The sequence below is a fragment of the Aliiroseovarius crassostreae genome (genome assembly GCF_025137635.1).
Classification (GTDB): domain Bacteria; phylum Pseudomonadota; class Alphaproteobacteria; order Rhodobacterales; family Rhodobacteraceae; genus Aliiroseovarius; species Aliiroseovarius crassostreae.
This window is the reverse complement of sequence record NZ_CP080772.1, coordinates 189,517-205,341: the sequence shown is the minus strand read 5'-3', so window position 1 is coordinate 205,341 and position 15,825 is coordinate 189,517. Positions and strand designations below refer to the sequence as shown.

The window sequence follows — 15,825 nt, the reverse complement described above, 5'->3', positions numbered from 1 at the left end:
TACGCGCATTCACCCCAAGGTATTTGAGCAAGGAAAATCAGGAGAGCGGGATTTGCAGGAGCGGATCCGGGTTCGATTGAAGGAAGGTGAGATCCACCTCGCGCAGCATGCGTTTCTGGCCGGGAAAGCTGACGCGGGAAACGGCCTGTTCGCTTGAAAGCCAGGCGTAATCTGAATGTTCGTTGTTGAGCCGCACCTCAGCCCCCTTGGGGACAATTGCCACAAAGACAGGTGCGATCACGATCTGATCGGTCCAGGGTTCATAGAATTGTTCGCAGATATCGGCGTTGTAAAAGGCCAACGGGCTCAGACCGGTTTCTTCTTTCAACTCGCGCAACGCTGCAGCCCAAGCGGTTTCGCCCGACTCGATCTTGCCAGCCACCTGACACCAGACCCCGGCCGGTTTGGCCACACGTTTCAGAAGCAGGATTTCAGAGTGCATTTCCCCCGGCCTTATCACAACCACAGAGACCAACCATGGGCGCAAGCTTCGGGCTTTTTGAAGTGAACTCATGGTAGGTCTTTACGATTGGATACCAAGGCGGGGGGCTTGCTGCGCCTATAGCAATGCTACGCTTCTTTGGTGATCAGCCCAACAGGCGCGTTGTCCTCGCGCGCAAAATCCAGCGGGACGTTGTCGTGGGCCTCGGCCTTGCGCTTGAATTCATATTTCATCTGGCCATCCTCTTCTTCCGAAGCGACGATCAGGCATTGATAGAGGTGGCGGGTGCCATCATAGAGGTCAACCAGCCCACGCAGATGCGGGGCACGTGCGACGTCCAGGGAAAAGCCGGTTTCCCAGAATTTCAACACGGGAAACACTTCTTCATTCACCCGTATACGCAGGCGTGATTTCTTTTTCAGATCGCGCTTGCGGGCGGCTTCCAGGCCGTCGCGCACTTCCTGAGGCAAAAATTCCAGCATGTTCCATCTCCCATCGCGGATGGTTAATCATGGCACGAGATATGTAACGGTCAAGTTAACCTTTTGTCAGATTGGGTATTTTTTCAAATTATCCACAGCGCGTTACATCAAAGCCCGCAACAGGAAACGGCGCAGGCATGCCCGCGCCGTTTTTTGCATTTCAAAGCCTGACCCAATCAGGTGTTGTTATCTTCCACCAGATCCACACCCACCACAGGGCGCAGCACATGTGGGATGGATGGATCATAAAGCGCGCTATCCTTGAAGTCGCGCGCGGAGTTAAGGGCGGGGCCTACGAGGATCAGCGCGGTGCGGGTGATCTTTTCAGCCCGCACTTTCTTGCGGATATCGGCAATGGTGCCACGGATCAGCATCTCATCCGGCCAGCCCACGCGATAGGCCACGACAACCGGGCAATCCGCACCATAATATGGGGTCAGCACACGCTCAATCTCACGCATATTGCGCACGGCAAGGTGAATGGCGAGCGTGGCCCCGGTCTTGGCAAAGTTCTCCAGCGTTTCCCCTTCGGGCATCGAGGTGGATTGCATCGACATGCGCGTGAGCACAATCGACTGGGCAATCTCGGGGATGGTGAGTTCCTGCCCCAGTGCCGCCGCGGCGGCTGCGTAGGCGGGCACACCCGGGATGACCTTGTAGTCGATCCCGTCTGCTTTCAGGCGGCGGATCTGTTCGGCAATCGCCCCATAAAGCGAGGGGTCACCGGAATGCACACGGGCCACATCTTCACCGCGCGCGTGGGCGGCCTTGATTTCGGCGTGGGTGTCGTCCAGCGTCATGGGCGCGGTGTCCATGACCTTTGCCCCTTCGGGTGCGCAAGCCACAACCTGCGGCGGCACCAGAGAGCCCGCATAGAGGCACACCGGGCATTCGCCAATGATGCGCTGCGCTTTCAGGGTCAGAAGCTCGGGGTCGCCGGGGCCTGCCCCAATGAAATAGACGGTCATGACAGATCTCCATCAATGCGGCGGGCATAGCCGCGCGGGGTAAACATACGCGGGCCTTCGCCCAATTGCGCCAGACGCGAGTTCGACGATCCGACCAGCACCACGGTCAGCATATCGACCTCATCCACCTGCAATTCGTCCAAGCGGCGATAGCGGATGTTCTCAGTGGGGCGACCCAGATTGGACGCCAGCATGACAGGCGTGTCCGCCGGGCGGTGCTTCAGCAGGATGTCGCGCGCCTCAGCCAGCAGGGTGCGGCGCTTCATCGACACCGGGTTGTAGAAGGCAATCACGAAATCACCCTCGGCCGCGGCATGCAGACGCTTCACGATATCCTCGCGATGGGTCAGCAGATCCGAGAGCGAAATGGCGCAGAAGTCATGGCCCAACGGGGCACCAGCCCGCGCGGCTGCACCCTGCAGCGCGGACACACCGGGGGTGGACACCACCTCGACCCGACGCGCGGCATCACTCACGCCTTTCTCGTCTTCCGAGCGGTCCAGCAGTTCATAGACCAGTGCGCCCATGGCGTAGATGCCCGCATCGCCCGAGCAGACCAGCGCCACGTTCTTGCCTTTGCCCGCCTGTTCCAGCGCGTAACGGCAGCGGTCTTCTTCGCCACCCAGCGGGAAGTCGGACCGGGTTTTGCCAGCGGCCAGCGGGCCGATCAGGTCGATATAGAGGCCATAGCCCACCAGCTCTTCGGCCTCTTGCAGAAGGTGGCTGGCTTCCGGGGTGCGCCATGTGTGCTGGCCTGGCCCGATCGAGACGATGGAGAGCTTGCCACGGGTGCGGCCGCGCATCTCGGTGATCGGTTCGGGCGCACGGGCGATGGCGCAGGTGGTGTTGGCGGTTTTGACCTTGGGAACAACCAGTTCGGCGTCCGGACCAGCCGCGGCCAGCGCCGCGCCTTCCGACACGCCATGACAGCCGACTTCCTCAAACACCACGTCCGAGGGGTTGGCCAGACGCGCGGTTTCGGCTTCCAGTTCCTGCGCCGAGAACACGCGGAACGGCACGCCCAGACGGCGGGCCAGTTGGTTCATCGCCAGTTCGTCGGCCTTCAGGTCCAGCGAGGTCACACAGGCAATCGCTTCGGGGGCGATATTCGCGGCGGCCAGTTGCTCGGACACGTTCTGCCACAGCTCTTCTGGATCTGCGTTGCGCGCACAGCCCACGCCCAGTGTGAAACGTTGCGGATGATAGGCCAGACGGGTCGGGCCGGTCTCAACCGGAGCCTCGGACACAACCAACTCGACCGAGCCGCCAGCGTCTTCGATGTCAAAAATGTTCTCGCCCACGATGGACACGCCTGCGCCGGACAAGAGTTCCGCCATGGCTTCTTTGGCGTCTTTCTGATTGGCCAGACGATAGCCCACGGGCGGCTCATCCAGCGCCACACCCATCGACACGTCGCCTGCGGTGGTCACGGCGGCGGTTGCGCCGATTTCAGCGGCAATCTGGCTGGCCAGACGGTTGGCGCCACGATGCCCGCCCAAAAGCGGCAATACGGCGGATCCGTCATCGGCCACGGCCACGACGGGCGGTTCCGCCAGCTTATTGGCCAGAATGGGGGCAACCGCGCGGATCAGGATACCAGCGGCACAGACACCCACAACCGGCGTGCCAGCAGCAAACAGCATCCGCACATGATCCAGCGCATTTGGGAAAAACGCATCAGCCTTTTCCACACGACCTTCACGCCCATGGACCTGAGCCCCCAACAGGGCGGCAACCTTATGGGCCAGAGGCTCTCCAGAGGCATTCAGGCAAATTACAACAGGCGTTACAGCCATGGATCGGTTCCTTTCGCAAGCAGGATCATCGAGAAATAGGGCGCCTTTTCGGGGGCCTCGGACAGGGGCAGCACCACTTCTTCAGGCAGACTGGCGCGTTCCACGTAAGTGGCTTTGTCGGTGAGGCCGAGATCGGCAATCACCGCACGAATTTTTGCAAGATGGCGGCCGACCTTCATGATCGCCACCGACTCCGCGCCTTCAATCCGCGACCGAAGTTCAGCTTCGTCCAGCGGGCCGGGCAGCACGGTCAGGCGTTCGTTGCGCGCCACCAGCGGGCGCTGCGCCCGGGCGGCCACGGTGGTGATCGAGGTCACGCCGGGCACGATCTCGCAGTCGAAGCGATCCGACAGGCGGGCAAAGAGATACATGAACGAGCCGTAGAAAAACGGGTCCCCTTCACACAGCACGACAACATCGTCGCCCGCCGCCAGACGCTCAGCAATCTGCGCCGCGCCTGCGTCATAGGCGGCCTGCGCCGGGCCACGTTCAACCGTCATCGGAACGGGGATACGGATCTCATCTGTGCCCTCGGCGATCAGATCCGCGGCGATCGAACGCGCAAAGCTGTTGCCACATTCCAAAGCCGGATAGGCCACCACTTTGGCCGCCGCAATCAGCCGCGCGGCCTTCAGCGTCATCAGCTCGGGGTCGCCCGGGCCGAGGCCGATCCCGTAAAGGGTTCCGTTCATCTTTTGATCAGGCTCCATTGTGTGACCGGGCGCAGCGGTTTCCAGCCGGACAGCGGCCCGAGGGCTTCGGCACGTTCCACCGAGAGTTTCACCAGTTGGCCACCATGTTTCTTGTGCAGCGCGGTCAGGCACATCTCACTTTCGATGGTGACCGCATTGGCAACCAGCCGCCCCAGCGGGCGCAGCGCCGCCCAGGCAGCATCGAACGTTTCTTCGGTCAGACCACCGCCGATGAACACAGCGTCGGGCGCGTCGAGGCCCTCCAGCGCGGCGGGGACCATACCGTCGACAAGCTCCAGACGCGGAACACCCAGCGCCAGCGCGTTGGCAGCGGCCATGGCACGACGTTCGGGTTTGGGTTCGATCCCGATGGCACGGGCATAGCGCGCACCGCGCATCCATTCGACCGCAACCGAACCGCAACCGGTGCCAATATCCCACAGCAAAGCGCCACGCATCGGCATGAGTTTTGCAATCGTAACCGCGCGCACCTCTTGCTTGGTCATGGTGCCGTCGGATTGAAACAGCTCATCCGCCAGACCCGGCACGCGGGGCAGCAGCGCCGCATCGGGGGCGGCGATACAGTCCACCGCCAGCGTGTTGAAGGCGGGCACATCATGGTTCCAGCTTTCGGCCAACCCATCAAAACGCGCTTCTTTCTCGCCACCCATATGTGCGAGCACGGTCATGCGCGATTTGCCAAAGCCACGCTCGGTCAGGAACCTGGCGATCTGTTCGGGTGTTTCCGCCCCGGTGGTCAGGATCAACAGGCGCGCATCGGGCTGAATGAAGGCAATCATCTGCTCAACCGGGCGACCATGCACGGTGAGCGTTTCGAGATCCGCCATCGACCAGCCCATCCGCGCCGCCGCCAGCTGGAAGGCACCGACCTGCGGGTGATAAACGATCTCGGCCGGATCAAGGTGACGCCCGATCTTGGCTCCTACTGAAAACCAGAGCGGATCGCCGGAGGCAAGCACGGCCACGGTCTGCCCACGCCGTGCGTCCAGCTCGCCGATCAGGGCGTCAAAAGGAGAGGGCCATGCGAGGCGCTCGGCTTTGGTGTCCAGCATCTCGTGGTGGCGTTTGCCCCCGACGATCACATCGGCAGCTTCGATCACCGCGCGGGTGGCCGGAGTCAGACCATCCAGCCCATCTTCACCGATGCCGATGATGTGCAACCAGGGCTGAGGGATCTCGGGGGGGGTCACACTTTCTCCTCCGGCAGGCCCGCAGCCAGAGCGTTCACGGCCGCCGAAGCGATGGCTGATCCGCCACGGCGCCCGCGCAGGGCGACAAATTCGCAGCCGCGCGGGTTGGCGGCGAGCTCGGCTTTGCTTTCGGCAGCGCCGACAAACCCCACCGGGAAGCCGAGGATCACGGCGGGTTTCGGCCCGCCCGCGTCGATCAGCTCCAACAGGTGGAAAAGTGCTGTGGGCGCGTTGCCCACGGCCACAACAGCGCCTTCAAGCTTGTCGGCCCATAACTCAACCGCAGCCGCCGACCGCGTGTTGCCAATTTCTTTGGCAAGCGGCGGGGTGCGCGGATCGTTCAGGGTGACAATCACCTCATTCTCGGCGGGCAGATAGCGGCGGATAATCCCCGCGCCCACCATTTCGCAGTCACAAAAGATCGGCGCACCGGATTTCAGGGCTTCATGGCCCGCGTCATAGGCGTTTTGTGAAAAAGCCAGACGGTCCGCCACTTCGACCATGCCACAGGCGTGGATCACACGGGTGGCCAGCGCGGCCATGCCACCGGGGAACCGCTCCAACCGGGCTTCGCGACGGAGTGTCGCAAAGCTCTCAGCATAGATCGCCATCGGGTCACGTTCATACTGCAAAGGAGGCCGCATGTTTATTTGACCCGCGCCGATTCCGGACCATGCGGGTGTTTTGCATGGGGGTATTCCGGGTGGTGGTGATCATGGTCGTGATGATGGTGATGGTGCCCGTGATCATGGGTGTGGTCATGAGCGTGATCGTGTGAATGATCGTGGCCGTGCGCGTGATCATGGTCATGCGCATGGCTGTGCCCATGATCATGGTGGTGATGATGGTGATGATCCATATCCAGACGACACGCCCCGGTGCAGAAATGATCGCAGAGCGAACAGGTCTCGACCGTTGAGCCGGGCGCGTTGGCCCCCTGCCCTTCCACATGGTGGTGATGGCTTTCCTGCACCGCGCCCAGTTCACTTTCAAACCCCAGCACCTCAACCCGGTATTTGCACATCACGCAGGTGGGCGGGGGGGTGTCGGAAAAGGCCGGGTGCTTGGCACGATCCGCGGCCGAGATCGCCGCAATTTTCGGGTCATCCAGAGCCAGGATCTGATCACGATAGCCGCAGGTGCCACAATTGGGCGGCGGCATGGCGCCGACCTGTTCGGTGATCCGCTCGGCAAAGGTTTCCAGCACCTTCTCGTGGTCGTTCAGATAACCGGCTTTCACGAACTGGATGTCAGGATGACGTGCGGCCACCTGGTCGGTGAAGCCATAGATCCGGTCGATCAGGATGCCCGTGAACAGGAAATACGGGAAAACGATGACGCGCTTGTAACCCAGCTTGGCGGTGTGGGTCAGACACGGTTCCACCAGCGGGAAGGTCACGCCGGAATAGCCCACTTCAAGCCAACCAAAACCCATACCTTCTTGCAGCAGACGCGCGATTTTCGACACGTTGGCATTGGCATCCGGGTCAGACGCGCCGCGTCCGATCACCACCAGGCAGGTTTCTTCAAGCGGCACGTCGCCATGTTCGGCATTGGCAACCTCCACCGCGTCACGGATACGCGCACCGGCGGCGGCAACCATCTTGGGGTCCACGCCCAGTTCCCGCCCATAGCTGACGTCGATACCATGTTTGGTGGCATAGGTATTGAGCACGGTGGGGATATCGTTTTTCGAATGCATCGCCGCAAAGAGCATCCCCGGCACGGCCAGAATGCGGTCACACCCCGCCTCACGCAGATTGTCCAAACCCACCCGGATCACCGGATTGGCAAATTCCAGATAGCCGTAATCGACCATCCAGTCATCGGGCAGCATCGCGGGCAGCTTCTCTGCCAGCACCTTGAATTCATCCACCGCGGCCTGGCTGCGAGAGCCGTGACCGCAGATCATCACGCCGATTTTCTTACCTTGCGTATCCAGCTGGGTTTTCATCCGTTCAGGCTCCGACCAGTTCCTCTTCGCCACCCTCTTCGGTGGCCTCTTCCCCGGCGTCATCCGCCTTGGCTTTCTCGGTGCCTTTTGCCCCTTTCAAGGCCCCCCAAAGCCCTACGGCCGCCGCGGCGCCCAGAAGGATGATTGCCCCCCAGTGGCCATGTCCGGCCACTTCTCCGACGTGGCCGATATGGGCCATGGCGGGAGCAGCGGTCAGGCTGATCGCTGCAACAGACAAAAGAAGGGTTCTCGACATCATGTGTCCTTTCGCAAATCTGGGGCACAGGGAAGAGACACCGATACGCGCAAAGGGACGGCGCCCGTTACGCTGTTCCGACGATGCTGCGCTCCATCCCCTATCTGGGTCGATGTCCGACAGCCAACCTCTCTGGCCCGAATGGGCTTCGTCAGGAACCGGGTATAGGCCGCAGCTCATCTGCTCGCAATGAAAAACACGGCATCAAGGGCGCCGGGAACGACCCGATCGGGCAAAAACCAAATCATGTTTTTTCCGATTGGATCCAATTTGGCTTTCCAGAGGCTTTTTCACATGCTCAAATCGTCGCATCCGCAATGAACAAGGAGTGCCGCGATGGCCCCCGCCGCCCCGAATATTCTGTTCATCATGTATGACCAACTGCGCTTTGATTACCTGGGCTGTGCCGGTCACAAGACACTGGAAACGCCAAACTTTGATCGGGTGGCGGCGCGCGGGGTGCGGTTTGACCGCGCCTATTGCCAGTCCCCTGTCTGCGGCTCCAGCCGGATGAGCACCTATACCGGGCGCTATGTTTCGTCCCATGGGGCGGCCTTCAACAACTTTCCGCTCAAGGTCGGTGAACTGACCATGGGTGATCACCTGCGCAGCGCCGGCATGGGGTGCTGGTTGATTGGCAAGACCCATATGAAGGCGGATGCCGAGGGCATGGCGCGGCTGGGGCTGGCGCCCGATTCGGTCATTGGCACCCGCATCGGCGAATGTGGGTTTGACGTCTGGATCCGCGATGACGGGCTTTGGGCCGAAGGGCCAGACGGGTTCTATGACCCAAAACGCTCTCCCTATAACGCATATCTGCGCGACAAAGGGTATACCGACCACAATCCCTGGCACGATCACGCGAATGCCGGAATTGATGACGCCGGAGATATTGCCTCCGGTTTCCTGATGATGCACGCGGGCAAGCCCGCCAATATCCGCGAAGAAGACAGTGAAACCCCGTGGCTTACCGACCGGGCGATTGAATTCATGCAGACCCGAAAGGGCGACGGACCGTGGTGCGCGCACCTATCCTATATCAAACCGCACTGGCCCTATATCGTGCCGCCCCCCTATCACGACCTCTATGGGATCGAAGATATCCAGCCCGTGGTGCGTGCGGAAAAGGAACGGCAACAGGCGCATCCGGTATTTGACGCCTATCTGCAGGGCCAGCTCTCTGCCGCCTTTTCCCGTGACGAGGTGCGCGACGTGGTGATCCCCGCCTATATGGGGCTGATCAAGCAATGTGACGACCATCTGGGACGGATCCTCGATTACCTTGATGAGAGCGGGCAGGCCGGGAACACGGTGATTGTGCTCACCTCGGATCATGGCGATTACATGGGCGATCACTGGATGGGGGAAAAGGATTTCTTCCACGATCCCTCCGTCCGGGTGCCGCTGATCATCGCCGATCCCCGCCCACAGGCGGATGCCACGCGCGGCACGGTATCGGACAGGCTGGTTGAGCAGATCGACCTTGCCCCCACATTTGTGGACATGGCCGGTGGGGATGTGGCCGATCATATCCTCGAAGGACGCTCGCTTGTGCCGCTCCTGCACGGTGACGACGTGGCGTGGCGCGAGTTTGCGATCAGCGAATATGACTATTCCACCTCACCCATGGCCGACCGGCTTGGGCTTTCCCCCCGCGATTGCCGCCTGTTCATGGTGGTCACCGACCGGTGGAAACTGATCCATGCAGAAGGGGGCGGCAAAGGCGGGTTCCGCCCGATGTTGTTTGATCTGAAAACCGACCCCGAGGAACTGACCGATCTGGGCAATTGCACAGAGCACGCCGAAATCATCGCAATCCTCTACGATCATCTGCATCACTGGGCCAGACGCATGTCGCAACGCACCACGGTCAGTGACAACCAGATCCTTGCGCGTCGCAAAGGCGGATCCGAACAGGTTGGCGTGCTGATTGGTGTCTATGGCGACGAAGACCTGCCCGACCGCTACACCGCCGCCTATCGCGGGAAGGCCACGCCTGTTGCTCCGGAAGACAAGGACAGCTGATGAAAATCTTCTCAGACAAAAAGCGCCCCGTTCACTTTGGACCTTACCCGTTGGAGCGGCTGAAACGGACCGATCAGGCCGATCTTTCCGCCGTGCCCGCCATGGCCCCCTTGTCCTTTCACCGACCGGAACATCCCGAAAGCATCGTCAATGCCATGGGCGAATTTCAGGCGATGATGGATGCGATCCGGGATGGGGATGTGACCCCCGTGCGCGGGCGCATCCCCGAGGATCTTCAGGAGCGCGCCAACCATTTGAAAGCCTTTGGCTATTACCTCGACACCTCAATGGTCGGCATTGGGCCGGTGCCGGACAGTGCTCGCCTGTCAACCCCTCGCCAGAACCCCGACATCCCCCGCCTTTCCGACGCCCTGAAAACCCGCGAGATCCGCACGCTGGCCGCAGGGATCGACGTGATCATGGCCGATCTCAAGGCGTCGATGGACCGCGCCCCCCGCAGGGCGTCACACCCCAACGCCATCGTGTTTCTGGTCGAACATATGCGCGATCCACGCCCCGATGAGCGCGGGTCGGACTGGATCCTTGATGCCCAGGACCACCGCGCCTGTTTGCGCAGCACGGAAACCGCCGTGGTGATCGCCAATTACATCCGCCTTCTGGGCTTTGACGCGATGGCGCACAGCCCGATGTCAACCGATGTGGATCTGAACCAGCTGGCCGTGACCTCGGGGCTTGCGGTCGCGGAAAACGGTGAGTTGGTCGCCCCGTGGCTGGGCAACCGCTTTGGGGTCGCCGTGGTGACCACGGATATGGACCTGGCGCATGACGCCCCTCTTGCGCCCATGGCCGAGCAGCCGTGGCACGCCACCTCCGGCCCCGCATGGTGGCTGGGCGGCACCGGGCCGGGCAAGGGGCATGCGAAATCGGCCCTGACCCGTGATCCCTATGCGCACCGAGACTACCATATGGGACCGCACCCGTTTGAACGCCTCAAGCGCGTGGACAACCCGACAACCTATATTGATGAGCCCAACGTGGCGCGGGTGCCGAAACGGTCCGACATGTTCGCGCGCAGTCAGTTCGGCGATATGGGAAAACCGCTGCAGGAGGCCTCAAAGGGCGGTCACTACGTGCGTAAATCCGGGCCAAGTTTTGCCCAACGCCGCCTGTTGGGGGCGTTTGTGCCGCTACAGGATGGCGCCACAGCAGACGGGGCCCGCCCCAAGGATGCCAGCCGCAACGCCGACAATCTGCGGGCAGCGAGCTATTTCCTTGGCATCGACGCTGCGGGCACGTCACGCTGCCCGGACTGGTGCTGGTATTCCCATGACGCGACCGGGGCCGAGATCCACCCCCCCCATGACAATGCCATTTCCATGATTGTCGATCAGGGATTCGAGACGATGGAAGGCGCCTCCGGGGATGACTGGATTGCCGTCAGCCAGTCGATGCGCGCCTATCTGCGCTTCGCCCTCATCGGTGGGGTCATCGCCCAGCAGATCCGCAACCTTGGCTATTCGGCCAAGGCCCATACGGTGATGGACGGAACCGTGCTGCAACCACCGCTCCTGCTTCTGGCCGGGCTGGGTGAGGTAGCACGGATCGGCGACGTGGTCCTGAACCCCTATCTCGGCCCGCGCCTGAAATCCGGCGTGGTCACAACCAATATGCCGATGGAGCATGACAAGCCGATCGATTTTGGTCTGCAGGCCTTTTGCGAGGCCTGCAACAAATGTGCCCGCGAATGCCCCTCCGGTGCGATCTCCGCCGGGTCGAAAAAGATGTTCAATGGCTATGAGGTCTGGAAGTCGGACGCGCAGAAATGCACCACATACCGCGTGACCAATCCCGGCGGGGCGATGTGCGGGCGCTGTATGAAGACCTGCCCGTGGAACCTTGAGGGACTGTTTGCACAGGCCCCGTTTCGCTGGGCCGCATCCCGTTTCCCCGCAGCCGCCCCGGCCTTGGCCAAACTGGACGACGCGGTCGGGAATGGTGAGATCAACCCGGTCAAGACATGGTGGTGGGATCTGGAACTGGCCGAGGACGGAGGGTATCACCCCACCGAAAACCCCGTAAACCGGCGGGGGCTCAACCGCGAAATTGACCTCAAACCCGAGGATCAGACCCTCGCCGCCTACCCCGCCAACCTGTCGCCGCCACCCTATCCCTATCCGTTTCCGATGGATCGCGAGGCAGGGATTGCCGCTTATGACGCCCTGATCTCACCCGATGAATACCGCGCCCGCAAAGCGGCGGGCGACCTGTCGATGATCCATCGCTTTACCATCGACGGGGACGCGCCGGTGATCGAAGTGCAGGTTTCAAAAGTCGAGAAAATGACCGACAGGGTCACGAAATACGAATTCATCCGCCCCGATGGCGCGCTTTTGCCGGGGTGGAGCGCAGGCGGCCACCTGGACGTGCTCGTCAGCCCGGAATTTCTGCGTCAGTATTCCCTGTCCGGCGATCCCGCCGACCACACCAGCTATCAGATCGGCGTATTGCGCGAAGACACCGGGCGTGGTGGCTCGGCCCTTCTGCACCGCATCTTTGTACCGGGACGCAAACTGTTCATCTCGAAACCGATCAACCATTTCGAATTGGATGAGACCGCGACCAGAACCCTGCTGATGGGAGGCGGGATTGGCATCACACCGATGATTGCCTTTGCCCACCGGCTGCACGCGCTGGGGCGGGATTTTTCGCTGCATTACTCCTGCTCGCGCGCCGCAGATGCCGGGTTTGTGAATGACCTGACCAGTGCGCCCTGGGCGGATCGGGTGCATCTGCATTTTTCCGATCAGGGCACACGGGCGGATTTCAACACCACCCTGTCCGGCTATCAGCCCGGCTGGCATGTCTATTGCTGCGGATCGGAGGCCTATATGGATGCGGTGATGCGGGCCGCCGAGGCGCAGGGTTTCCCGCAAGAGGCGCGGCATCTGGAATATTTCTCGGTGCCGGACCTGCCGGATTACGAAAACCACCCGTTCACGCTGAAACTCAGGGATGGGCGCGCCTTTACCGTGCCCGAAGATCAGACCGCCGCAGATATTCTGAATGCCAATGGCGTGCATGTGGATGTAAAATGTTCGGACGGGATCTGTGGTGTGTGTAAATGCGGGGTCATCGCCGGGGATGTGGAGCATCGGGATTTCGTGCTGTCCAACGCCCAGCGCGAAGGCGCGATGATCCTATGTCAAAGCCGCGCCCGTGACGCGGGCGGGGTGATTGAGCTGGACCTGTAGACGGGTGTGATTTCGACCAATACGCACGGTTTTTTAATCAAATCCTCTCATCCTGTCCGGGAATCACGGAGAGGAGCCAGAATGGAACCGCAAACACGTATCGGCCTCGCGAACCTGACAAAGATGGCCTATCAGGGGCAGGATCTGACCCCGGTTCAGACACGATTGCTCCGCCAATGCCTGAGCGAAGGTCCCTGCGAAGGGGCATTGATGGACCTGTCCGTGATCGAACAGTTGCAGGGCAATCAGCCTTTGGGGCTGGAATGGCAGGCCAAAGCCCTCTCGCGTCAGCGCGCCTTTGTCACCAACCAAGGTGAGTGTGCGAAACGCCGGGTGCTGGTCTTTGCCAAACCGGGTCACATGGGGGCCAATACACCGGTCGAGTTCCTTTTGCAGCGGTCGGATTTCGAGATCATCACCTATTACCCGCATGTCTCGGACGGCACGCATCTGGATCTGCCCGACCATGACGTCGCCTTCTGCGCCATCCCGGCAGACACCGCCACGACAGATCCGATCTTTGGCCAGGTGCGACGGCTGGCTGCTTCGGCTGGCAGCACGGTTCTGAACCTGCCCGGCGCTCAGCTCATGCTTCAACGTCATCAGCTTGGGCAAAGGTTTTCTTATGTGCCCGGGCTTCGCTTTCCACAGACCAAACGTGTGACGCTGGATGAATTGGTGACCGCGTTGATGAACGAAACCGAAGATCAGATGCTCTCCGCGCTGGGCGGCTATCCGATTGTCATCCGTCCCTGCGGGTCACATGCGGGCAAAGGACTTGCCAATATCCCCTCGCGTGAGGCGCTGATTTCCTACCTCGTGGACCACCCGGAGCCTGCGTTTTTTCTGTCGGAATTCATTGATTACGCCACCCCACATGACAGGCAGTTTCGCAAATACCGGGTGGTGTTTGTCGATGGTCAGCCCTTCCCCTGCCACATGGCCATCGCCGCACATTGGGACATCTGGTATCTGAATGCAGGGATGGAGGCCTGCGCAGACAAACGTCGTGAAGAAGCGCGGTTCATGGATCACTTCCACGATGATTTCGCCACGCGCCACAAACATGCGCTCAGGGCCCTCACCGACGGGATCGGACTGGGGTATTTCGGCATCGACTGTGCCGAGGATGCACAGGGCAATCTGGTGGTCTTCGAAGCGGATAACGCGCTGATCGTGCATGACATGGATTGCGACACCACTTTCCCTTACAAGCCCCCCCACATGCAGCGGATTTTTGCGGCCTTCGAAGAGATGCTTCTGAAAAACTGCCGCCCAACCGGCAGTCGCGATCCTGCGCCGTTTCAGTTCCGACCAAGCGCCCCCCGGATCCGGCTTTCAGCATGAGCGCACATTGCCCACCCTACCCGGACGCGTCCTCATCCGACACGCTGGCAATCTCTTTGGGCAGGATGATCCGAAAATGGGTGCCCTCGCCGTCGGTCTTTTCCAATGTCAAACTGCCGCCGTGCCCGCGGATCAGTTCTGCCGAAATGGCCAATCCCAGCCCTGACCCGCCTTTTCTGTTGGATCCCGCGAAAGGTTGGAACAGGTTTTCACGGGTCGACAGCGGCAGGCCCGGCCCGGTATCGCGCAAATCGATCCGCCAGTGATCCCCATTATCATGCGCGATAAGGCCAATCTCACCTTCCTTGCCGCTGGCCACAATCGCCTGACGGGCATTGCGCACGAGGTTCGACAAAACGCGATAGAGCTGTTCAGGATCGGCTCGCACCACCAACCCGGCGGGCACATCTTCTGCAAAGCTGAGCGCGTGCTCGCCCGATGCCAGTCGCTCGCTGGCGAAAATGTCATCCACAAGCCGAGCCAGTTCAACCCGCTCCAGCCTTGGCGCAGGTTCTTCGGCCTTCCCGAAGGCAAGGGTGTTTTCGCACAGGCTGACCGCACGCGAGATCGAGTTCATCAGTTTCGGCCCCACCCGTTTGACCATCGGGTCCTGACTGCTTTCCATCCGGTCAGCAAACAGTTGTGCCGTGGTAAGGATATTGCGCAAATCATGTGAGATGCGCGCCACGGCCCCGCCCAATTGCGCAAGCCGCTCCTTCTGTTTCAGCGCATGGGTGAGTTCCGTCTGGAGAGACTGAAGTGCCACCTCGGCCTCGTGCAATTCCGTCAGGCCCGTATGTGGGCGCATAATACGGCGCGTGTCTTCGGGGGATTGCGCATAGGCTTTCATATTGCCCACCACCTCGCGGATCGGGCGCACCATCAGGAAACGCACCGCAAGGAACAGCAGGCTGGCGGTGATGGCCGAAATAACGGCGGAAAGAAGGGCGATATTCTTGCCATAATCAATCATCGCATTGCGAAGATCGACGGTGTGCATCGTCACCTCGATCAGCTCTCCGCCCATGCGCACAGGCTGTCCGATCACCCGGATCACCTGTGGCTCCGGGTTCAACAGGCGGGCAAGCGCGGCGCGCATCAAGCCAAGAGAGCTTTCCATGCGAAGGTCAAAGGTCACATCCACCGGCTGGGGCATGGCTGACGCCAACACCAGTTCCCGCATTTCATCGCGCCGGAGAACCACGTTGAACACATCCGCGTTTTCCAGAAGCTCTGCCTCCAGCGCGGGGTCAATCATGTCATCTGCCAACAGGACCAGCGATGCGATCTGCGCCCGTTCCAGCCGTGCCAGCAGATAATCCTCACGAAACCGGGCGACGGAGGGCACGAAGATCAGCACTTCGGCCAGCATGACAAATGCCACGGTCAGGATCAGGAAACGGCCGGAAAGGGAGTTGAGCACCAGGAACCTCGTTCAAA

At 61.1% G+C, this 15,825-nt stretch carries 14 protein-coding genes; 4 read left to right on the top strand and 10 right to left on the bottom strand.

Annotation, left to right across the window (positions count from 1 at the left end; translation table 11 throughout):
• Positions 1–37: 37 nt before the first annotated feature.
• The 9 genes from K3J57_RS00915 to K3J57_RS00875 form a co-directional block, all read right to left on the bottom strand.
• Complete coding sequence (locus K3J57_RS00915) at positions 38–442, bottom strand: NUDIX hydrolase (protein WP_235477248.1); 405 nt, start codon at positions 440–442, stop codon at positions 38–40.
• Positions 443–570: 128 nt separating this feature from the next.
• Positions 571–924: a hypothetical protein gene (locus tag K3J57_RS00910; RefSeq protein ID WP_055187763.1), complete on the bottom strand. Its 354-nt coding sequence runs from the start codon at positions 922–924 to the stop codon at positions 571–573.
• 176 nt (positions 925–1,100) lie between these two features.
• Entirely contained in the window at positions 1,101–1,892 is a 792-nt protein-coding gene (gene cobM, locus K3J57_RS00905) for a precorrin-4 C(11)-methyltransferase (RefSeq protein WP_173485911.1), read from the bottom strand.
• Positions 1,889–3,688, bottom strand: a complete 1,800-nt coding sequence (gene cobJ, locus K3J57_RS00900) for a precorrin-3B C(17)-methyltransferase (RefSeq protein ID WP_259796740.1) — start codon at positions 3,686–3,688, stop codon at positions 1,889–1,891. The genes cobM and cobJ overlap by 4 nt, the downstream gene beginning before the upstream one ends.
• Positions 3,679–4,380 carry a precorrin-2 C(20)-methyltransferase gene (gene cobI / locus K3J57_RS00895; RefSeq protein WP_259793484.1) on the bottom strand — a complete coding sequence of 234 codons (702 nt, stop codon included), beginning with the start codon at positions 4,378–4,380 and terminating at the stop codon, positions 3,679–3,681. Before cobI ends, cobJ begins: the two co-directional genes overlap by 10 nt.
• Positions 4,377–5,576, bottom strand: a complete 1,200-nt coding sequence (gene cbiE / locus K3J57_RS00890; protein ID WP_259797708.1) for a precorrin-6y C5,15-methyltransferase (decarboxylating) subunit CbiE — start codon at positions 5,574–5,576, stop codon at positions 4,377–4,379. The genes cobI and cbiE overlap by 4 nt, the downstream gene beginning before the upstream one ends.
• A gap of 11 nt (positions 5,577–5,587) precedes the next feature.
• Entirely contained in the window at positions 5,588–6,235 is a 648-nt protein-coding gene (locus tag K3J57_RS00885; RefSeq protein ID WP_259793483.1) for a precorrin-8X methylmutase, read from the bottom strand.
• 2 nt (positions 6,236–6,237) lie between these two features.
• Positions 6,238–7,545 carry a sirohydrochlorin chelatase gene (locus K3J57_RS00880; RefSeq protein ID WP_259796739.1) on the bottom strand — a complete coding sequence of 436 codons (1,308 nt, stop codon included), beginning with the start codon at positions 7,543–7,545 and terminating at the stop codon, positions 6,238–6,240.
• Positions 7,546–7,549: 4 nt separating this feature from the next.
• On the bottom strand, positions 7,550–7,801 hold the full coding sequence (locus tag K3J57_RS00875; RefSeq protein WP_259796738.1) for a DUF6732 family protein: 252 nt from the start codon (positions 7,799–7,801) through the stop codon (positions 7,550–7,552).
• Positions 7,802–7,884: 83 nt separating this feature from the next.
• Here K3J57_RS00875 and K3J57_RS00870 point away from each other — a divergent pair, with 83 nt between their 5' ends.
• The 4 genes from K3J57_RS00870 to K3J57_RS00855 all read left to right on the top strand — a co-directional run bounded on the left by K3J57_RS00870 (position 7,885) and on the right by K3J57_RS00855 (position 14,385).
• Positions 7,885–8,178 carry a hypothetical protein gene (locus K3J57_RS00870; RefSeq protein WP_173485917.1) on the top strand — a complete coding sequence of 98 codons (294 nt, stop codon included), beginning with the start codon at positions 7,885–7,887 and terminating at the stop codon, positions 8,176–8,178.
• On the top strand, positions 8,138–9,826 hold the full coding sequence (locus K3J57_RS00865; protein ID WP_259796737.1) for a sulfatase-like hydrolase/transferase: 1,689 nt from the start codon (positions 8,138–8,140) through the stop codon (positions 9,824–9,826). Before K3J57_RS00870 ends, K3J57_RS00865 begins: the two co-directional genes overlap by 41 nt.
• Positions 9,826–13,038: a reductive dehalogenase gene (locus tag K3J57_RS00860; protein ID WP_259796735.1), complete on the top strand. Its 3,213-nt coding sequence runs from the start codon at positions 9,826–9,828 to the stop codon at positions 13,036–13,038. The genes K3J57_RS00865 and K3J57_RS00860 overlap by 1 nt, the downstream gene beginning before the upstream one ends.
• 81 nt (positions 13,039–13,119) lie before the next feature.
• Positions 13,120–14,385, top strand: coding sequence for an ATP-grasp domain-containing protein (locus K3J57_RS00855; protein ID WP_259793479.1), 1,266 nt, complete (start codon positions 13,120–13,122; stop codon positions 14,383–14,385).
• A gap of 16 nt (positions 14,386–14,401) precedes the next feature.
• Here the strand turns inward: K3J57_RS00855 and K3J57_RS00850 are convergent, their stop codons facing one another.
• On the bottom strand, positions 14,402–15,808 hold the full coding sequence (locus K3J57_RS00850; protein ID WP_259796732.1) for a sensor histidine kinase: 1,407 nt from the start codon (positions 15,806–15,808) through the stop codon (positions 14,402–14,404).
• Positions 15,809–15,825: the final 17 nt, after the last annotated feature.